At 31.2% G+C, this 19,764-nt stretch carries 19 protein-coding genes; 12 read left to right on the top strand and 7 right to left on the bottom strand.

Annotated elements, in window-relative coordinates; translation table 11 throughout:
* Window positions 1-210: 210 nt before the first annotated feature.
* Window positions 211-696, bottom strand: a complete 486-nt coding sequence (locus AX016_RS11095) for a CAP domain-containing protein (protein WP_100895672.1) — start codon at window positions 694-696, stop codon at window positions 211-213.
* Between the two features lie 282 nt (window positions 697-978).
* Here AX016_RS11095 and AX016_RS11090 point away from each other — a divergent pair, with 282 nt between their 5' ends.
* The 6 genes from AX016_RS11090 to AX016_RS11065 all read left to right on the top strand — a co-directional run bounded on the left by AX016_RS11090 (window position 979) and on the right by AX016_RS11065 (window position 5,790).
* A complete protein-coding gene (locus tag AX016_RS11090; protein ID WP_100895671.1) occupies window positions 979-2,484 on the top strand; it encodes a S10 family peptidase in 1,506 nt (501 codons plus the stop codon).
* A 125-nt stretch (window positions 2,485-2,609) separates the two neighbouring features.
* Window positions 2,610-3,026, top strand: a complete 417-nt coding sequence (locus AX016_RS11085; protein WP_198519431.1) for a hypothetical protein — start codon at window positions 2,610-2,612, stop codon at window positions 3,024-3,026.
* A 50-nt stretch (window positions 3,027-3,076) separates the two neighbouring features.
* Window positions 3,077-3,331 carry a hypothetical protein gene (locus tag AX016_RS11080; protein WP_100895669.1) on the top strand — a complete coding sequence of 85 codons (255 nt, stop codon included), beginning with the start codon at window positions 3,077-3,079 and terminating at the stop codon, window positions 3,329-3,331.
* Window positions 3,312-4,361: a hypothetical protein gene (locus tag AX016_RS11075; RefSeq protein WP_157811120.1), complete on the top strand. Its 1,050-nt coding sequence runs from the start codon at window positions 3,312-3,314 to the stop codon at window positions 4,359-4,361. Before AX016_RS11080 ends, AX016_RS11075 begins: the two co-directional genes overlap by 20 nt.
* Window positions 4,362-4,745: 384 nt before the next feature.
* Window positions 4,746-5,168: a hypothetical protein gene (locus AX016_RS11070; RefSeq protein WP_100895667.1), complete on the top strand. Its 423-nt coding sequence runs from the start codon at window positions 4,746-4,748 to the stop codon at window positions 5,166-5,168.
* A gap of 262 nt (window positions 5,169-5,430) precedes the next feature.
* The gene (locus AX016_RS11065) at window positions 5,431-5,790 is read left to right on the top strand and encodes a pyruvate kinase (protein WP_100895666.1); all 360 of its coding nucleotides are present in this window, start codon (window positions 5,431-5,433) and stop codon (window positions 5,788-5,790) included.
* 33 nt (window positions 5,791-5,823) lie between these two features.
* On the opposite strand, the gene AX016_RS11060 is transcribed toward AX016_RS11065, so the two are convergent.
* The 4 genes from AX016_RS11060 to AX016_RS11045 form a co-directional block, all read right to left on the bottom strand.
* Window positions 5,824-7,875, bottom strand: a complete 2,052-nt coding sequence (locus tag AX016_RS11060) for a PepSY-associated TM helix domain-containing protein (protein ID WP_100895665.1) — start codon at window positions 7,873-7,875, stop codon at window positions 5,824-5,826.
* Window positions 7,875-8,177, bottom strand: a complete 303-nt coding sequence (locus tag AX016_RS11055) for a hypothetical protein (protein ID WP_100895664.1) — start codon at window positions 8,175-8,177, stop codon at window positions 7,875-7,877. The genes AX016_RS11060 and AX016_RS11055 overlap by 1 nt, the downstream gene beginning before the upstream one ends.
* A gap of 3 nt (window positions 8,178-8,180) precedes the next feature.
* Window positions 8,181-8,507 carry a hypothetical protein gene (locus AX016_RS11050; RefSeq protein WP_100895663.1) on the bottom strand — a complete coding sequence of 109 codons (327 nt, stop codon included), beginning with the start codon at window positions 8,505-8,507 and terminating at the stop codon, window positions 8,181-8,183.
* 86 nt (window positions 8,508-8,593) lie between these two features.
* On the bottom strand, window positions 8,594-11,017 hold the full coding sequence (locus AX016_RS11045) for a TonB-dependent receptor (protein ID WP_198519430.1): 2,424 nt from the start codon (window positions 11,015-11,017) through the stop codon (window positions 8,594-8,596).
* A 199-nt stretch (window positions 11,018-11,216) separates the two neighbouring features.
* On the opposite strand from AX016_RS11045, the gene AX016_RS11040 reads away from it, so the two are divergent.
* Together AX016_RS11040 and AX016_RS11035 are read left to right on the top strand one after the other, a co-directional pair.
* A complete protein-coding gene (locus AX016_RS11040; RefSeq protein WP_100895662.1) occupies window positions 11,217-11,852 on the top strand; it encodes a Crp/Fnr family transcriptional regulator in 636 nt (211 codons plus the stop codon).
* A gap of 72 nt (window positions 11,853-11,924) precedes the next feature.
* A complete protein-coding gene (locus tag AX016_RS11035; RefSeq protein ID WP_100895661.1) occupies window positions 11,925-13,331 on the top strand; it encodes an MBL fold metallo-hydrolase in 1,407 nt (468 codons plus the stop codon).
* 58 nt (window positions 13,332-13,389) lie between these two features.
* On the opposite strand, the gene AX016_RS11030 is transcribed toward AX016_RS11035, so the two are convergent.
* Entirely contained in the window at window positions 13,390-14,388 is a 999-nt protein-coding gene (locus AX016_RS11030; RefSeq protein WP_100895660.1) for a metal-dependent hydrolase, read from the bottom strand.
* A 145-nt stretch (window positions 14,389-14,533) separates the two neighbouring features.
* Here AX016_RS11030 and AX016_RS11025 point away from each other — a divergent pair, with 145 nt between their 5' ends.
* Both AX016_RS11025 and AX016_RS11020 read left to right on the top strand, forming a co-directional pair.
* Entirely contained in the window at window positions 14,534-15,091 is a 558-nt protein-coding gene (locus AX016_RS11025; protein WP_100895659.1) for a YeeE/YedE family protein, read from the top strand.
* Window positions 15,092-15,095: 4 nt separating this feature from the next.
* Window positions 15,096-15,509 carry a DUF6691 family protein gene (locus tag AX016_RS11020; RefSeq protein WP_100895658.1) on the top strand — a complete coding sequence of 138 codons (414 nt, stop codon included), beginning with the start codon at window positions 15,096-15,098 and terminating at the stop codon, window positions 15,507-15,509.
* A gap of 129 nt (window positions 15,510-15,638) precedes the next feature.
* On the opposite strand, the gene AX016_RS11015 is transcribed toward AX016_RS11020, so the two are convergent.
* Window positions 15,639-17,714: a S9 family peptidase gene (locus tag AX016_RS11015; RefSeq protein WP_232732618.1), complete on the bottom strand. Its 2,076-nt coding sequence runs from the start codon at window positions 17,712-17,714 to the stop codon at window positions 15,639-15,641.
* Between the two features lie 185 nt (window positions 17,715-17,899).
* Between AX016_RS11015 and AX016_RS11010 the strand changes: the two genes are divergently transcribed.
* Both AX016_RS11010 and AX016_RS11005 read left to right on the top strand, forming a co-directional pair.
* Complete coding sequence (locus AX016_RS11010) at window positions 17,900-18,859, top strand: Gfo/Idh/MocA family protein (protein ID WP_100895657.1); 960 nt, start codon at window positions 17,900-17,902, stop codon at window positions 18,857-18,859.
* 10 nt (window positions 18,860-18,869) lie between these two features.
* Complete coding sequence (locus tag AX016_RS11005; protein ID WP_100895656.1) at window positions 18,870-19,760, top strand: 3-hydroxybutyryl-CoA dehydrogenase; 891 nt, start codon at window positions 18,870-18,872, stop codon at window positions 19,758-19,760.
* The last annotated feature ends 4 nt before the right edge of the window (window positions 19,761-19,764 follow it).

Below are 19,764 nucleotides of genomic sequence, written 5' to 3'. Positions count from 1 at the left end.
TGTTTACTCGATGAAATACACCCCATTTCGATGAAATACATAAAATTTTAAGAAATTGAAGATTATGCAAACGTTTGCAGTAATTTTTAAAAATAACTCAATCTTTTAAAAATTAACTATTTATAAAATATGTAACAAAAAAAACACTTTTAAAACAATTTACATTGTCTTAAAAGTGCAGCAATAAAATAGATTTTAACCTAAAAAATCCTATTTAAAATATAATTGTGTAAAGTATAATTTTCCGTTTTCATCAGCTTTAATATTTATAGCTGTATATGTAAAATCACCTTCCATTACTTTTTTGTGAGTTGGACTATTAATCCAAGCTTTTACAACACCGTTTGCTGTTCTAAAATCTTTAGCTAAGTTTTCTGATACAAAATCTGCTTTTGCCTCTACAGCTAAATTAGATGCACGTAAATCAAAATTATCGTGACTAATTTTTCCTGCATCAATCATATAATCATTGTGCTGTGCTGCATAACCGTATGCTACTTTACCATATTCTAAAGTATTTAAACCTTTAGAAACTCTGTACTCGTTTACCAACGCTATTACTTCTTTCTCTAATTCACTAGAAGTATCTACTTGTGCGTAAATAGCATCTTCTTGCTCAACGCTCTCTGTAGTACAAGAAGTCATTGTAATAAATAAAGCTAAAAGTCCTATTGGTAAAAATTTAAATTTTGACATGGTAAAAAACATTTGTAGGTTAAATCTGAGACAAAGTTACCACGCCTTTAAAGCCTTTTTTTAAATTATCAAATGAACGCACTATTTTAAACGGTGAACTGCAGAATTGTGTCCTTAAAGCATCTATAAAAAAAATCGTCAAAATTTTTCATCCCTAAAATATGCAGATTATCTAGGGTTAGCCACTTTTTAATTAATAGTAAAAAAGTTAAAAGGAGAATACATTTTTATTCTCTACAGTAATTATATACTTTTAGATCTGAACTCAACTACAACTCAAAAATGAAAAAATTAGCGTTTTTAAAAGTCGTTACCGTTTTAGCGGTATTTAGTTTTACTACACAAACAAAAGCTCAAGATTTAAAAATTGCTGTAGATACTACAGTAGTAACAAACCACACTGCTACTATTAACAGCACTAAACTTACCTACTCTGCCACTACTGGTACGCAACCCGTTTGGGATAAACAAGATAATGTGGTTGCTACGTTATTTTATACCTATTATAAAAGGACAAATGTTAATAAAGGAGAAGAACGCCCATTGGTTATATCTTTTAATGGTGGCCCTGGCTCGGCATCTGTCTGGATGCACATTGCATATACTGGACCTAAAATTTTAAATATTGATGACGAGGGTTACCCTGTACAACCTTATGGTATTAAAGACAATCCGTATTCTATTTTAGACGTAGCAGATATTGTTTACGTAAATCCTGTAAATACGGGTTACTCTAGAATGGTAGCACAAAAAGACGGAAAAATGCCAGACCGCAAACAGTTTTTTGGTATTAATGCAGATATTAAATACTTGGCAGCCTGGGTAAATACTTTTGTTACACGTAACAACAGGTGGCAATCTCCTAAATATATTATTGGTGAGAGTTATGGTGGTACGCGTGTATCTGGTTTAGCCTTAGAACTACAAGAGTCACAATGGATGTATTTAAATGGTGTTATTATGGTATCACCAGCAGATTATAAAATATACAATGCAGACGGACCTTTATCTTCTGGTATAAACTTACCTTATTTTACTGCTGCTGCTTGGCACCATAAAATGTTACCTGCGGCTTTACAACAAAAAGACTTGTTAGAGGTATTACCAGAAGTAGAAGAATATACCATAGACAAGCTTATGCCTGCCATTGCTAGAGGTGGTTTTATAACAGATGCCGAGAAGCAAGAAGTTGCAGAAAAAATGGCGTACTACTCTGGTATGTCTAAAAAAGCAATTTTAGACCATAACTTAATGGTGCCTACATCTTTCTTTTGGAAAGATTTACTACGCAATAAAAGCGGACATACAATTGGGCGTTTAGACTCTAGGTATTTAGGTATAGACAAAATGGCTGCTGGCACAAAGCCCGACTATAATGCAGAGCTAACCTCTTGGTTACACTCTTTTACACCTGCAATTAACTTTTACCTTAGAGAGCACTTAAACTTTAAAACAGATCTTAAATACAATATGTTTGGTAGTGTACACCCTTGGGACAATAGCAATAATAATGTTAGAGAAGGTTTACGTAAAGCAATGGCAGAAAACCCATACCTAAAAGTATTGTACCAAACTGGGTATTATGATGGTGCTACAACCTACTTTACCTCTAAATATAGTATGTGGCAAACAGACCCAAGCGGAAAACTAAAAGACAGGTTTACTTTTAAAGGCTACAGAAGCGGACATATGATGTACTTGCGTAAAGAAGATTTAAAATCTGCTAACCAAGACATAAGAGCATTTATTAAAAACAGTGCTGCTAATGGTAAAGCTGCTAAGTATTAGAGTTTTTGTAGTGATATTAAATAATTTTAGTTTGTGTAACAGCACAAGCAAGATGCTTGCGCTAGCGGGGGGAACTAATATAATGTTCGAACAAAAATAGAACTAGTACTATGGAAGCCATAAATATGAAAACAGTAATTTATATATTTAATGAGGAAGGAATTATCATTGAATCTAATTTAAAAGAATTTTGTTCTAATTTTGAAAGAAGAACTTCATTTAACTTTACTATTCAAAGAAAAACAAAAGAAGTAAGCTCAGTTTATCAATTGTTTTCAAAAGACACCTTAAGCTATACAATATTTGACCATGGTCATGTTATGAAAATAGAAGGAGAAATTAAACAGGCCATTTTTTTACTAAAAGAGTTAGATGAGATAATAGATGATGAGATATTATATTTTACAAGCCCAACACAAAGAATGTCAAACTCTGAAAATTGTAAATTCCCAAGACAATCTAGTATTAAAGAAATAGCGCTGTTTTTAGATAAATTATTTATTAATGATGATTACACAAAATCTTTAAATATTTTATCATAATTAATAGAGACCGTCACGCTCGTGCCGTAAAGAGTAAGCAAACAAGAAAAATGCTTACGCTAGCGGAGGACTTTTTTAATGCCAGTAGCTTAAACGATATTACACAATGGCATATTTTTGAACAAGTTTTTACGCAAAGTGATTTAAAAAATATACTGTCTACAACAAAAGCTAAAGATGCGTTAAAAGAATTAGCTAAAATTAATAAACTTCAGGAATTTTTTCCAAATGAAAGAATAAGCTCAATAGATGATTTTATAAATAAAATAACAGAAATAAATGTATTTGAAACAATCTATAAATAATATTAGTAATTTTTACTTAAGTTATAAGTGTATATATTTATTCACAAAAAAAGATATTTTAATCAAATATGATGATAAAAATATATGGAAGAAAAACATTGATACACAACATTTACTTTTTGAACATAAAAATTCAGTTTTTATTTATACAAATTACAAAAAAATCGAAAAGTTAAATAGCCTAAATGCTAAACTAATTAAAAAAATTGAGGAAGATATATTTCCTATAGAAACTATAGAGGATAAGTTATGGGTTGAGACTTCAATTAATAATGAGTATCGTGTTTCTTCAGTGACATTAGATGATTTTGAAGTAGTTAATCATACAAGTATAGGTAATAAAAGAGTTAAGAAAATAATACATAATACATTTCTTTCTAAAAATGACACAGATATAAACTGTTATTATTTAGATACAGGAAAAGAAGTGTGGAGTTTTAACTTTCAACAGTATACTAAACAAATTAACAATCACTTAATTTCTAACGAGTTATTAGTAATAAATAATTTGTTGTTTTTATCTTTTGCAAATAGCAGTTTAAACGCCACAGGAAGTATTGTAATAAACACAGATACTGGTAAAGTACACAAAGAAATACCTAGCCTTAAAGGCTTTTTATATAATAACAATAACAAAGAAGTTATTGCTACTTCTGGCATTTTTAATAACATACAAACGTTAAGTATTTTTAATTTAGATACAGAGGAGTGCAAAACAACAACGCTAAACACTATTTTTCCTACTAATAATTGGAGTATTAAACACCAATCTAGTGTTGTTCACAATAATAAATTATACTTAGCTATACAGCAAGGAGAAACATTAATAGCCAGTATATTGGCTGTCTTAGACCTTAAAACAAATAAGATTATAGATTATTATGAACTCTTAAAAGATCCCAAAAAAATTTCTAATGAAGATAACTGGTATCATATAGATAAAATTAAGGTAAATGATAGTATGATTGCTGTGTTAACAGCAGGTGGAACTCTTCATATTTTTGAGAAAGAAGAAACTGATTTAATTTAGTTAGATGCATTCAACGGCACAAGCAAGATGCTTGCGCTAGCGTTGGTTTTACTAGTATAATAATCATTTTGCTACACTCGAATAAACTTCCAAGTATCAAAAAAAATAGATGTATTTTACTCTAATTAGTTGCCATCTATTTTCTCTGTTTAAAAAACAATATTGATAGAACTTACTTTAGGGTCTCAAAAAATTGAAAGCCTACATACACACTTTGCTGTCCTATTAGGAATTTGTTCGAATTCTATATAAATTTGAAAAAAACACATATGGTAAATGTATATTAATAAAATATCACTAATTTTTATTGGATTTTTTTTTATTGTTTCCTGTAATAGATCTAATAGTCAAATATTTTCTTGCTTTACAGATGACAATTTGTTAATGAATATTTCGATTGCAGAAGAGAAACTCATAAGTAATAAGTTTCTTGTAGATAATAGCCCAGAGAGTTATAAAAAATTGTTTATTAGAACTATTACAGATTATGATTTATTTAAAGGAGATTCCTTTGAAGAATTAAAAAAAATAATATTACCTCTTAACCTTTCTCAAGATTTTTCTTCTAAAGAAGTAGAAGCTTGTTTTATAGCTGCTACAAAACAAAACCCTAATATTTCAAAAATCTTAGAAGCAACTTCAAAAATTGATGAAATTAGAATGTCAGGAAATCTTCCAGAAGGTTTTACTTATGAAAATTTTGATATGACCCAGTTTATGAATGACAAATATAAAGTTACTTGGTTTGAGGGAGAAGAATGTAAGTTAATAGTCTTAATAAACATCTATCAGAATATTAAATCTTAAATTATAAAATACAAATTGAGTGTGAGACCGCCCTGCTAACGCGAGCGTCACGCTCGTGCCATAAAGAGTAAGCAAACAAGTAAAATGTGTGCACTAACAGAGAAACTAATTTACTATAATTCTACAAAAAAATAACTCTTAAAAATTATCAGTATCAGCTTAATAGCTACAAAACCCTTACCATTGTTAATAAGTAGTGCTTGGTAGTAAAGCAAAAAAGGGATAATCGTTCTATTTTTGCTAACTCTTTGTAAAATAAATTATGCGATATTTAGAAGTTGGCGATAAGCTTTTTAATGTAAAACGAGATGGTTTTAACGACTTTGCACGTTACTCTTTCTCAGAGGTTATTTCACTTACCAAAACCTTAGCTGTTTTAAAAAACGGAGTAAGATTGGTAAATCAGCCTCGTAAATCTTACATTATTAGTGATGTTGGTTATCCTGTTTCTAAAAACAAAGGTGCGCATTGGCACATTGTTACATTAGAAGCCATAAGAGATGCACAGGTAGAAAATGCCAAAATTGAAGCTTACGACTGGTTTCAAGAAAAAGAGTTTTCTTTAAAAGAAATTATGTTTATTCACAGAAAGTTTAAAGAACTAGAAAAGCATTTAGAATAACCTAAATGCTTTTCTAGTTTCACTATACGCTTTTTAGACTATTTCTTTTCGCCATTGTAAAAGTGTCTTTACTAATAATACACTTACAACTCCCATTAAAGCTAGTATTAATATTTCTGATATGTTAGAAGCTTCATAAGCTATAGCTGTTATAAAATGATATATATTAAAAATACCTAATAAAATTGCCCAAATTATAGAGGTTAGTCTAAACCACTGTTTAGATATTTCTAAAGTTGCTATACAAAAAAGCATTGCTATACCTTCAAAAAATATGCGGTACAAGTGGTGTTCTACGGGTACATCTCCTGTAGCACCTTCTATCATTAAACTCTCATTATAATACACACCAAATAAACCGTAAACGTGGTGCAGTATAAAGCCTACTACAATTAGCAACCAGTATATTGAAATTTTTGTTCTCATAAATTTTATTTTTTTAGATTGATCTTTTTCTACTTCTTGCTGGTTTTCTTGTTCTTTTCTTTGGTCTAAAACTGTTTTCTGGTATTCCGCTAGTAGTTTAGCGTGACTTACCTTTGGTACTTTACGTTCCAACTTAAAATATATAGCCAAAGCAACCGAAGCTAATACCAACCAAAAGGCATCTATTGTAAAAACATCTAATTGATTGTTTGCAAAGGTTTTCCAAAACCAGTTACCAGATACCAAACCATTAACTATTGGTATTAAAAATCCTAAAATACTACCCCATAACAAACTGTGTTTGTTGGTAATGTAATTGTCTCTTTTACTTTTAAAATAAATGGTTAATAGCAACCAGCCTACAAAAAATACGAGATATAAAATGGTTTGCCTACTTGCATCTAAATCTCTTGGTATTAGTTTAGATGCTATAAATGATAACGCTGTTATAGGAAACAGACTTAAACATATGGCCAAATACACGTGCCCTACTCGCCTATTATACAATTGCTTTGCTGCAGATATATTTTTTTTGTTACGTGCCTCTAACCAAATAAGTACACCTGATATAATTACAAAACAGGTTATTAAGGCTAGTATAAAGTATATTACTTTTAAGTACATACCTCCAAAATCTCCAAAATGCAGTTTACGTATGGTAAGCTCTACATCTTCTACATAGCTGTTTACATATGGGCTTTTTTCAGATTCAATAGTATTGGTTGCCATTTTATAAACAACTCTTCCGTTACCTAAAAACTTTTCTTTAGAAGCTAGTAAACCATCAACCTGAAACATCATATTAGTTGCCCCGTAATTCTTAATATAAATTTGCTGCGCTGTAAAGTTTTCCCATTTTTTATCGGCCTTAGCCATAAAAGAATTTACATCTAAAACAGTATCTAACTTTTCTTCTAACGGATAGGTTTTCATCATTGGACGTATATCCTCTAAAAGCTTATCTTGGTTATTGTTATACACATAATTAGCTGGTAACAATACAAAAACAGACATACATAAAAAGCAACTTGTAACTGCATATACAAACTGAAAAGGCAAACCTATTACGCCTAATGCCGTGTGTGCATCTGTCCAAACAGTTTTTAGCTTAGTTTTAGGTCTAAAAACATAAAAATTAGATACCATTTTTTTCCAATGTACAATTACACCTGTTACAATTGCAAACAAGAAAAAGAATGCTACAAAACCAGCTATGTAAATACCTATTGTTGGTAGTTGATGAAAAAAATGTAACCTGTATAATAGCTCTCCCAAACTATAAAATGCATAATACTCACTTATTTTATACGTTTCTTGATCTGCATAAAAGTAAGTTGGTTTTTCTGGTACATTAACAACTGTGGTGTCTTGTGAATCTGTTAATTGTACATAAATTTCTTTTTTAGCATCTGGTGGTATTATACGTATATCTCTACCGTAAAGTGTATGCCCTTCTGCTTCTATGCTTTTAATAAGCCTATTAAAATCTATGTCCTTTGGTGCTAAAATTTCTGCTGTATTTCCTTTTTCCCATGCAGTAATTTCATCTTTTATAAGAGCAAAGGCTCCTGCAAAAAATATAATGTATAAGGCTACACTAATTACAATACCGCTAACGGTATGTGTATGAAAAAAAACATTGTAATTACGTTTACTCATTATACTAAAGGTGAATTAAGTTTTCCTAGATAAATTGCAATAGCTAACAGTAGACTTAGTACTAAATACACTAGCCAAACCAACCATCCGTTTTTAAATAAAAAAGGAACAACTATTAATGCTCCCCAAACTATAAATATGGTATAAATAGATGTTGCCAAAATTACTTTTGGATCTGGTAACCAAAGCGCTAATGCTATATGTACTAATGATGCTACAATATAACCGCCTACAATACCTGCAGATATTTTAGCAAACTGTTGCCAAGGATTTGTTGTTAAATATTTAGAATTTGCTGGCATAATTTATAGTGATTTTTCTAATAAAAAGGCTACTAAAAAAAGTAGTGTTAGTAATTTGTAGTTTACAATTTTTAAAGGAGCTAACAGGACAATTAAACTCCAACTTAGCATTAAAATAATTGTAAAAATTATAAGCCCTGCTCCTAATCCAAATGCATAAACAGCTAAAAAAAAACTATATAAAAAAAGCACAATTGCTGCTATTTTTACACTTTTGGGTTTGTTATGTAACCAAAATAATAGTTTAAACTGTTTTGTAATTACGGCTCGTTTAGAGGTACTATAATGTAGCAAACAAGCAAGGGTGGTTACTAAAATTAATATGGTCATTTTTTAATTCTGTTTAATGTAAACATCCTAGCCTGGTACATAGCCAGACTAAGATGTTACTGCAAAAAATCCAACTTAAACTATTTTTAAAACTTATATGTAAAGTTTGCTAATAATGCTCTTGGTTGTTGTGGCGTAATGGTTGTCCACCCTTTATAATAGTTTTCATTAAACATATTATTAAGCTTTAACCCTACTCTATATTTATCTGCTTGATAAAAAACAGAAGAATTGTAAATGGTGTAGCTTGGCAAATCAAAAGTTCCGCCAGGGCCATAGTTAATTATAGAGCTTTCACTAGCTCCATTTAAACCAAAACCTACTCCAAAACCTTCTAAACTACCAACCTGAAACTCATAATTTGCCCAAAGGTTGTATAACGTTTCAGCTCCTGCTTCTACAGGGCGTGTACCTGCTAAAATAGCATTATCGGTCTTTGTAATTTCACTATCATTATTACTAAAACCAGCTTTAATATTTAATCCGTTAATAGGGTTTGCATTAATTTCTATCTCTAAACCTTTACTTTCTACTTCACCATCTTGTATTTTATTAAATGTAGATGTTGGGTCTGTCATAACTTTATCAGACACCGTAATATCATAATAACTAACCGTTGCATTTAATTTGCCATTAAATAAGTTTGTTTTAAAACCAAACTCTAACTGGTTTGCTTGCTCTGGATCAAAAGATTTAAGGGTTTGTGGGCCATCTGCAGGATCACCAACTAGACTAGGCGCAATATTTGTAAATCCGTTTTGGTAATTAGCAAAAACAGATAGTTTGTCTAAAATTGGTTGGTATAAAACACCAAACTTAGGAGAAAATGCCGTTTGCGCATAATCATCTACATCTGTAGTAACATCACCTTCATTATCAAACCTATCTACACGTAAACTTGCCATTGCAGATAAAGCTGGCGTAATATTTAAAACATTAGATACATAAGCACTGTAGGTACTAGTTTCTGATTTTATATTGTTAGCTGTTTGTGATGCCAAGACAGACAATACTCCTGCCTCTGTTAGCGGGTAAGCATCTGTTTCTACTTCTGGTGTAAAAGGGTTATCACCGTTTGTATCTCCGTTTGGTAATACGTTACCATAAAAAGAGTAACCAGAACTTTGGTTTATGTTTGTTGCTTGGTAATAATCTAAACCAGCTACTACTCTATTACGTAAAGTTCCTATTTTAAAATCTCCTATAAAATTTTGTTGTATGTCTGTTGTATTAGTTGTGCTATTCTCTTTATTTATCATTCTAGAGAATGTATTAGGATCTAATGTTCCGTACTCATATAAATAAGAGTAATATCCTTTTGAAGATGTATTACTTTTAGATAATATGGTTTGCGATTTCCAAGCATCAGATAACTTATAATCCATTTCTACCCTGTAATTAGATGTAGGATTCTCTATAGACAAATCATTAGAGGTGTATGATAATTTATTATTATACCCCAACTCTGAAATGCTTGAAGATGCAGATACTGCTGCTCTATTTAAAAACAATGATGTTGCATTTGTTTGTTCAGACTCAGTAATTTCTGCGTAAACAGAAAAAGATAATTTGTTATTTACACGATAAGATAAAGAGGGTGCTACAAAAAACGATTTTTGAAAACCAGCATCTTGGAAACTATCTTCTGTATGGTATGCTGTATTTAATCTAAAATAGATGTCATTATTTTTATCTAACGCTGTATTAAAATCACCAGATATAACAGACAATCCATAAGAACCTGCTGTTAAAGAAATTTGACCTCCGTATCCTTTGTAAGGCTTTTTTGTAACTGTATTAATTAAGCCACCGTAAGACGTTACAGAGCTACCAAATAATGTAGCAGATGGTCCCTTTATAACTTCTATACGCTCTATATTTGCTGCATTTATAGTACCATTTGTTAAACCTGGCATACCATTAACCAACTGCGGTTGCACACTAAACCCACGAATACTATAGTACCCAGAACCATCACCACCACGTCCTGTAGAACTCCATAACTTGTCTACACCAACTGCATTTTTTAATGCATCATCAAACTTTGTTGTTATTTGAGACACTAATAAATCTGATGTAATGGTATTGTAAACCTGAGTGTTTTCTAAATCTTTTAAAGGTAATTTTGCTACATACGCAGTTTCTTTTCTAGAGAACTTATTTCTTCGCTCACCATTAACTACTACTTCTTTTAAAATTTCATTACCCTCATAAAGTTGTACTGTATCTAGAGTGTTTTCCACTCCTGTGGTAATAGTTACTATTACCTCTTTAGTTTTAAACCCAATATAAGAAACTAAAACTGTATAACTACCTGCTTCCAAATTTGATATACTAAAAGCTCCATCATAATTTGTTTGTGCTCCTAAACCTGTACCTACTACAGAAACGTTTACACCCATTAACGGGTTATTTTCTACATCTGTAACTTTTCCTGTTAGCTTACTTTCTTGTGCATTTGCAACAAATAATGCCACAAATAAAAATGCTAACGTAATTAAATTCTTCATTATTCTTATTTAGATTTATTTAAAATAATATTTATAATGCAAACATATTACAGGAAACAATACGAACCAAACATTATTTTTATTTATTCTAAATAAACTTAAAATCATACTATGTATTACTTTCACAACTACATAAAAAAAACAGAATTATGGACTTTTAACAGTTGTCTTACTCACTATTTATTAAATTTGACATACTATGATAGAGGAACTAAAAAACAGCTACGGTAATTTATTTGAAAAAGAATTATTACAAGAAATTCTTGAAGTTGCAACCTATAAAGAAGTTCCTGAGGGTTTTAAAATGATAGAAATAGGAGACTATGTAAAATCTATGCCTTTGCTAGTTTCTGGTGCCATAAAAATACTTAGAGAAGATAAAGATGGAGATGAACTACTACTCTACTATTTAGAAAAAGGAGAAACTTGCACAATGACAATGGCTTGTTGTATTGGACATAAAAAAAGTGAAATTAGAGCCATAGCAGAGACTAACACTAAGTTAATTATGGTTCCTATAGAGAAAATGGAAATATGGACCAGCAAATATAAATCTTGGAGAGATTTTGTTTTTGAAAGCTATCACAATCGTATTAACGAGCTCCTACAAACAGTAGATAGTGTTGCTTTTTTAAATATGGATCAACGACTTTTAAATTACTTAAAAGAAATGTCTCGTGTAACCAAAAGCATTACAATAAACAAAACGCATCAAGAAATTGCTTATGATCTTCATAGCTCTAGAGTAGTAATATCTAGACTATTAAAAAAATTAGAGAAACTTGGTAAAATAGAATTACATAGAAATAGCCTTAAAATCATAAATCTAAGTTAAGTGTAACATAAGTTACTGTAACACATATTAATAACTCATAAGTTTGTAGTCCAAATTTAAAACTACATAGTTATGATTATTGAACAAATATATACAGGCTGCCTATCTCAAGGCGCATACTACATAGAAAGTAATGGCGAGGCTGCTATTATAGATCCTTTAAGAGAAACCTCTCCTTACACCACAAGAGCTAAAGAGAATAACGCTACAATTAAATATATTTTTGAAACTCATTTTCACGCAGATTTTGTTAGCGGACACGTTACATTAGCTCAAAAAACTGGAGCTCCTATCGTATACGGACCTATGGCAGACCCTTCTTTTGATGCTATTATAGCTAAAGACAATCAGGAATTTAAAATTGGTAATGTTACAATAATTGCCTTACATACGCCTGGTCATACAATGGAAAGTACTACCTATCTTTTAAAAGATGAAAACGGAAACGACCACGCTATTTTTAGCGGAGACACCTTATTTTTAGGTGATGTAGGTAGGCCAGATTTAGCGCAAAAAGCAGGTGAAATTACAGAAGAAGATTTAGCTGGCTTTTTGTTTGATAGTTTACGTAATAAAATTATGCCTTTAGCAGATACTGTTTTAGTATACCCTGCACACGGAGCTGGTTCTGCTTGCGGAAAAAACCTAAGTAAAGACACCGTTGATACGCTTGGTAACCAAAAGAATACGAACTATGCTTTACGTGCTAATATGACTAAAGCTGAGTTTATAAAAGAGGTTACAGATGGTTTATTACCGCCTCCTAGTTACTTTCCGTTAAATGTAAAAATGAATAAAGAAGGATATGATGATATTGCCGATATTATAAAAAGAGGTACAATAGCATTAGACCCAGATATGCTTGAAGCTTTAGCTAACAGAACAGGAGCTATTATTTTAGATGTTAGACACCAAGACGATTTTGCAAAAGGGCACATTCCTAGATCTATTTTTATTGGTTTAGATGGTAGTTTTGCTCCTTGGGTTGGCGCATTAATTGCAGATGTAGAACAACCTATAATTTTGGTTACTCCAGAAGGTAAGGAAGAAGAAACAGTTATAAGATTATCTAGAGTTGGATTTGACAATACTTTAGGGTATTTAAAAGGCGGATTTAATGCTTGGAAAAAAGCCGCTAAAGAGTATGATACTGTGAATACTACAACTGCGTCTAATTTAAGTAATGAATTAGATAGTAGTACCAAAGTTTATGATGTTAGAAAAGAGAGTGAGTACCTTTCTGAACATATGATTGGAGCTATTAATACTCCTTTAGATTTTATAAATAAGTATATAAAAGATTTTCCTTCTAATGAAAACTTTTATATTCACTGTGCTAGTGGTTACAGAAGTATGGTTGCTGCATCTATCTTAAAAAGCAGAGGCATACATAATTTAATTAATGTAAACGGAGGTTTTAATGCTATAAAAGATATTAAAATACCTGTAAGCAACTATGTTTGCCCATCTACATTGTAAAAAATAAAAAATGCTAAGGCTTTATTAATTTTATCGCTTTAGCATTTTTCTTTTTTAATCAATTACCTTTAATACGTTTCCACAAATCTGCTAGTAGTTTTTTAGCCTGAGCTCTATTTTTTGGCTTTTCTTCAAAAACAATAGTCCCATTCTCATAAGTGTTTATCTTGTAGCTAAAAACAAAATCGTGTGCCTTATAATTCATACTTAATGTTCCAAAACGCAAATCATTAAAATACAAGTTATCGTTATAAATATCTACGGTATACCAACCTTTACTAATAGCAATCATCCTTTGTACTTTAGTATTGTTAAGTAAATCACCTAATAAATGATGGTTTTTAGTGTATTTTGAAAATTTGATTGGCTTTGTATCAAAAAAAGAATAATGTCCAATATAATAAGCATTTTTAGTCTCTACATTGGCAGTCCATAAAATTGTATTTAAGGGAGATGGTTTTGTTTCAATTTCTGTATAAGCTATATTTTGTTCTTCTAATTGTTTTTTAAATTGATAAAAAGCAGCACTTTTTAAAGCAAAAGTTAACGCCAAATAACTACTACTTAGTATTAAACCCAAGTTATTGTATTTTCTACGTTTAGGATCTGTCTTCTTTTGAAACATTGTTAAAATAAGAAACACTAAAAATGGTACTGTATACAAGGGGTCTACAACAAAAATAGTTTTAAATGCCAATCGGTTTTCTAAAGGCCAAAACAACTGTGTACCCCACGTTGTATGTGCATCTAATATTGGGTGCGTTACAAATGCTAAAAAAAAAAGCCAACACCAACCTTTAAAATCCTTGTACTTTTCAAACCTAGTAACCAACCACGCAAAAATTGGCGCAAATAAAACTGAAAATAACACCGAATGTGTAAAACCACGATGTAGTTCTAAGCCTGTAACAGTATCTGTATAAAAAGATGCAAAAGTATCTAAATCTGGTATTGTACCTGCAATAGCACCATAAAGCATTGCTTTGTTTCCTATTTTTTTTCCTAAAACAGCTTCACCTACTGCTGCTCCTAATACTATTTGCGTTAAAGAATCCATATATAAATTATAGTATCACAAAACTAAGCTATTAAGTTTAAAAATGTCTAAAACATTAAATTACTGTGCTTAGTAACATAAGTTACTTACCGTCTCAATAAAATAAAGTTACTTTGTAAATATTATAACTATTTTATTAGCAAAAATGGATTCAATTTTTCAACCTTGGCCGTGGTATGTGTCTGGCCCCTTAATAGCCTTAGTATTATTTTTATTACTCTTTGTTGGTAAAAACTTTGGTATGTCTAGTAATCTTAGAACACTGTGTACCATTTGCGGAGCAGATAAAAAGTCGGACTTTTTTAAGTTTGATTGGAAAAACCAAAGATGGAATTTGATTGTGATGATTGGAGCCATTATTGGCGGCTATATTGGTGCTAATTTTTTAACAGAAACTACTGCCGTAGACATAAATCCAGAGACCATAAAAAATTTACAAGAACTTGGCTTTTCTAGTGCTGGTAATGCTTACTTACCAACAGAACTTTATAGTTTAGATGCCTTAACAGATATAAAAAGTATTATAATATTAGCTATAGGTGGACTTTTAGTAGGTTTTGGAACTAGGTATGCAGGTGGCTGCACATCTGGGCACGCAATATCTGGCTTAAGTAACTTACAGTTACCATCTTTAATAGCTGTTATTGGCTTTTTTATTGGTGGTTTATTTATGATTCACGTATTATACCCTTTAATTTTTTAAGACTATGAGAACCCTTTTATATTTACTTATCGGCATTTTATTTGGTATTACTATGTTTAAGTCCGAAGCCGCATCTTGGTTTCGTATTTATGAGATGTTTCAACTACAGTCTTTTCATATGTACGGTATTATAGGCTCTGCTGTTGGACTAGGTGTTATTATTACACAACTTATTAAACGTTATAAATTAAAATCTATTCACGGAGAAGAAATAAAGTTTATTCCTAAAAACAAAAGTATTAGCAGGTATCTTTTTGGTGGTATTATTTTTGGTTTAGGTTGGGCATTAGCAGGTGCTTGTCCTGGACCTATGTTTACTTTAGTAGGCGCAGGTTTTGCTCCTATTTTAATTGTAATTGCTTTTTCAATCTTAGGAACATTTTTATATGGTATTCTTAGAGATAAATTACCACATTAAATTTATTTAAAATCTTTAGTTTAATGTTTTATAAGTAAAACATCACGCTAAAATTACATCATACAATAAAAAAAGGCTTCATAATTAAATGAAGCCTTTTTTGTTTTTACTTTAAATTTAGAACAATAATTATTCTTTATCTAAAACTAAATGCTCTATAAAAAATTCCATCATTCTACTGGTATCCATTGCTGTGTGTCCTTTATCCGGACCAATTTGTACTTCAAAACTTTTACCAGCATCTTGCAATGCTTTTATAAATTGTAAAGAGTTTGCTGGGTGTACATTGTTATCACTAGTACCAAAGAAAATCATTAACTCACCTTGTAAATCTTTAGCCATAGTAATTAAACTACTTGCCTCATACCCTTTTTTATTTTCTTCTAATAGGCCCATATAACGCTCTGTATACACGTTATCATAATTACGCCAATCTGTTACTGCAGAGTTTGCAACAGCCGCATGGAAAACCTCTGGGTAACGCAATAATAAAGTTGCAGATGTAGTACCACCGTATGATGTACCATAAACACCAACTTTATTTTTATTAAAATAAGGTCTGTTATATAAAGATTTTATACCTGCTGCAAAATCATCCATTTCTGTAAAACCTAAGTTTTGGTATAAATTATCTAACAATCTTTTACCTCTACCTTTTACGTTTCTACCATCTACCTCTGCTACTAAAAAACCAAATTCTGTTAATGGGTTTGGTGTTGTAAAACGCTCTGTAAACTCGTTAGTTGCAGGGCCACCGTAGTTGCTTAAAAGAAGTGGATATTTTTTATTAGGGTCAAAATTAGAAGGAAAATGTAAAAACCCGTGTAATTCTGTTTTACCATCTGCAGAAGTAAACGTAAATGCTTCTACAGTTTTTAAACCTAACTTTTTAAATTCTGATATATCTGACGTACCAACTACAGCAACTTTTTTACCTTTAATAGTTCTTAAAGTAGTAACTGGTGCAGTATTATGAGTTTGTGCAACATCTACAAAGTACTTATTATTTGGCGCTAAAAATACAGAATGATTAAAAGCAGGGTCTGTTAATCTCTTATCTCCAGAACCGTTTAGTTTTACACTATGCAACTGTATTTTCATATGGTTTTCTCCACTACGCGCTGTGTAGTACATCACTTTTTTAGCTTCATCTACACTTACAATACCGTCTACCTCAAAATTATGTTTGGTTAATTGTTTAACTAGTTTACCACTAAAATCATATAAATAATAGTTGTTAAAACCAGAGCGCTCAGATGCCCAAATAAATTGCTTTCCGTTTTTTAAAACGTGCATTTCCGGACTATTTTCTGTGTAACTAGGCAACCATTCTTCTCTAATTACGGTTCTAGAAGCTCCTGTATTAGGATTTGCAGCTCTAAGTTCCATTATATTTTGCTTACGGTTTGTGCTGTGGTACAATAACTCCTTACCATCTGGTGTCCAGCTAACGTCATAAATATAAGTACCTAAATCACCGTCATTATAAGGTTTACCATCTCTAAGATCTAATTGTTGTACTTTTTTAGTTTCTAAATCATACACCATTAAATCTACAGGTAAATTTTTAGCTCCAACTTTAGGGTATGCTTCAATTTCTACTGAGTCTTGTATTTGTGTTTGATCATATAAAACATAGTATTTTTTAGATTCTTTTTCATCAAACTTATAAAAAGCAACCTTTTTACTATCTGGAGACCACCACATTGCTGTGTTTTGACTTAATTCTTCACCATAAACCCAAGTAGCAATACCAAACTTTAATTGGTTTTCATCATTCCCTTCTGTAGTTATAGCAACAACATTAGAGCCATCAGCATTACTAAAAAACATATTTCTGTCTTTAGTAAAAGCTTTGTATTTACCGTTTGGCGACTCTGCAGATGCATATTGTCTACCACGAGCTGGCCTGTTAGCCCATTTAGCGTATCTATCGTCTTTTAATTTAGTTGTAGCAGTTGCTTCACCTTTACCAATAGTAAACTCTTTAGCTTCTCCGTCTTTTATATATTGAAAAGCAGTTCCTGCATCATTCCATTTAACGTAAGTTGGAGACGTATTTACAGCTCTTCTAATTTGCGGAGCAACTTTTACATATTGCTCATAACCAGGCATTTTTTTTAGCTTATCTTGTGCAGACACGGCTGTAATTGTACCTAGAGACAATGCTGCAAAAAATGCAGTTTTAAAAGTGTTCAATTTCATTCTTTTGAGTATTTAATTTGGTTGCTAAATTTACAATTATTAAACTAATTTGTAACTATTACATAAAATAAGTTGTGTTTAGCGGTGCTTTTATATCATTTTTTTAATTCTATCTAAGTAAACTTTTAAAATACAATAAACCATAGAACAAACATTATCCTTATTTTTGTTGAAAATTGATTTTTATGCTTAATGTTGGAGTTTTGGGAGCAGGTCATTTGGGGAAAATCCATTTGCGTTTGCTTAACGAATCAGAAAAATATTCTTTAGTTGGATTTTATGATCCAGATGTTATAAACGGTAAAAAAGTAGAAGCCGAATTTGGTTATACATATTACGATAACATAAATAAACTAATGGATGCCGTAGATGTTTTAGACATTGTAACACCTACCCTTTCTCATTTTGAATGTGCAAAAAAAGCTATTGAAAAAGGTAAGCATATTTTTATTGAAAAACCAATTACAAATACTTTGGCAGAGGCCGAAGAACTTATAGAACTTAAGAACAAATACAATGTAAAAGGGCAAGTAGGACACGTAGAGCGTTTTAACCCAGCTTTTTCTTCTGTAAAAGACAGCATTGTAAACCCAATGTTTATAGAAACACACAGATTAGCAGAATTTAACCCTCGTGGTACAGATGTGCCGGTGGTTTTAGATTTAATGATACATGATATAGATGCTATATTAAGTGTAGTTAATTCTAAGGTTAAAAATATTAATGCTAGTGGCGTGTCTGTAATTAGTAAGTCTCCAGACATTGCAAATGCACGTATAGAGTTTGAAAATGGTTGTGTTGCTAACCTAACTGCAAGTAGAATTTCTTTAAAAAATATGCGTAAATCAAGATTTTTTCAGCAAGATGCCTATATTTCTGTAGACTTTTTAGAGAAAAAGGTTGAAGTTGTAAAAATGAAAGATGCGCCAGAACAAGCAGGTGATTTTGATATGATTTTACAAAATGCTGAAGGAGAGAAAAAACAAATTTATTTTGAAAACCCAGAAGTTGCAGGTAACAACGCTATTTTAGATGAGCTTGAAACTTTTGCAGACGCCATAAACAATAACACTACTCCTATTGTAACTTTAGAACAAGGAACAAACGCATTACGAGTAGCTTTACAAATTATAGAATCTTTTTAATATACATAAAATGAAAAATATAGCAGTTATAGGAGCAGGTACAATGGGTAATGGTATTGCCCACGTTTTTGCACAAAATAATTATAAGGTTAACTTAATAGATATTGCACAAGCATCTTTAGATAAAGGTTTAGCTACCATTACTAAAAATTTAGATAGAATGGTTGCTAAGGAAAAAATATCTGAAGCAGATAAAAACAATACTCTAGCTAACATTACACTACACACTGTACTTGCAGATGGTGTTAAAGGTGTAGATTTAGTAGTAGAAGCTGCTACTGAAAATGTAGACTTAAAATTAAAGATTTTTAAAGATTTAGATGTTACTTGTGATGCTAAAACTATTTTGGCTACAAATACATCATCTATCTCTATTACACAAATTGCTGCTGTTACCAACAGACCAGAACAAGTAATTGGCATGCACTTTATGAACCCTGTACCTATTATGAAATTGGTAGAGATTATTAGAGGTTATAACACATCTAATGAGGTTACTGCTACTATTATGGAGTTGTCTACTAAATTAGGAAAAACACCTACAGAGGTAAATGATTACCCTGGTTTTGTTGCTAATAGAATTTTAATGCCTATGATTAATGAGGCTATAGAAACACTTTACAATGGTGTTGCTGGTGTAGATGAAATTGATACCGTAATGAAACTAGGTATGGCACACCCAATGGGACCATTACAATTAGCAGATTTTATTGGTTTAGATGTTTGTTTAAGCATTTTAAATGTGATGTACGACGGATTTAAAAATCCTAAATACGCACCTTGCCCACTACTTGTAAATATGGTTATGGCAAAAAAATTAGGTATAAAGTCTGGTGAAGGTTTTTACGATTATTCAGAATCTAGAAAAGCAGAGAAAGTAGCTTCTCAGTTTGCTAAATAAAATC

This window comes from Cellulophaga sp. RHA19 (genome assembly GCF_002813425.1).
GTDB lineage: Bacteria > Bacteroidota > Bacteroidia > Flavobacteriales > Flavobacteriaceae > Cellulophaga.
This window is presented reverse-complemented; position numbering and strand designations above follow the sequence as displayed.

Coding starts and splice junctions, on each gene's coding strand:
- AX016_RS11040 (WP_100895662.1), top strand. CDS start 11,217: ATGATAGAGGAACTAAAAAACAGCTACGGTAATTTATTTGAAAAAGAA.
- AX016_RS11025 (WP_100895659.1), top strand. CDS start 14,534: ATGGATTCAATTTTTCAACCTTGGCCGTGGTATGTGTCTGGCCCCTTA.
- AX016_RS11090 (WP_100895671.1), top strand. CDS start 979: ATGAAAAAATTAGCGTTTTTAAAAGTCGTTACCGTTTTAGCGGTATTT.
- AX016_RS11010 (WP_100895657.1), top strand. CDS start 17,900: ATGCTTAATGTTGGAGTTTTGGGAGCAGGTCATTTGGGGAAAATCCAT.
- AX016_RS11020 (WP_100895658.1), top strand. CDS start 15,096: ATGAGAACCCTTTTATATTTACTTATCGGCATTTTATTTGGTATTACT.
- AX016_RS11045 (WP_198519430.1), bottom strand. CDS start 11,017: ATGAAGAATTTAATTACGTTAGCATTTTTATTTGTGGCATTATTTGTT.
- AX016_RS11085 (WP_198519431.1), top strand. CDS start 2,610: ATGAAAACAGTAATTTATATATTTAATGAGGAAGGAATTATCATTGAA.
- AX016_RS11055 (WP_100895664.1), bottom strand. CDS start 8,177: ATGCCAGCAAATTCTAAATATTTAACAACAAATCCTTGGCAACAGTTT.
- AX016_RS11050 (WP_100895663.1), bottom strand. CDS start 8,507: ATGACCATATTAATTTTAGTAACCACCCTTGCTTGTTTGCTACATTAT.
- AX016_RS11005 (WP_100895656.1), top strand. CDS start 18,870: ATGAAAAATATAGCAGTTATAGGAGCAGGTACAATGGGTAATGGTATT.
- AX016_RS11030 (WP_100895660.1), bottom strand. CDS start 14,388: ATGGATTCTTTAACGCAAATAGTATTAGGAGCAGCAGTAGGTGAAGCT.
- AX016_RS11060 (WP_100895665.1), bottom strand. CDS start 7,875: ATGAGTAAACGTAATTACAATGTTTTTTTTCATACACATACCGTTAGC.
- AX016_RS11080 (WP_100895669.1), top strand. CDS start 3,077: ATGCTTACGCTAGCGGAGGACTTTTTTAATGCCAGTAGCTTAAACGAT.
- AX016_RS11070 (WP_100895667.1), top strand. CDS start 4,746: ATGAATATTTCGATTGCAGAAGAGAAACTCATAAGTAATAAGTTTCTT.
- AX016_RS11065 (WP_100895666.1), top strand. CDS start 5,431: ATGCGATATTTAGAAGTTGGCGATAAGCTTTTTAATGTAAAACGAGAT.
- AX016_RS11035 (WP_100895661.1), top strand. CDS start 11,925: ATGATTATTGAACAAATATATACAGGCTGCCTATCTCAAGGCGCATAC.
- AX016_RS11095 (WP_100895672.1), bottom strand. CDS start 696: ATGTCAAAATTTAAATTTTTACCAATAGGACTTTTAGCTTTATTTATT.
- AX016_RS11015 (WP_232732618.1), bottom strand. CDS start 17,714: ATGAAATTGAACACTTTTAAAACTGCATTTTTTGCAGCATTGTCTCTA.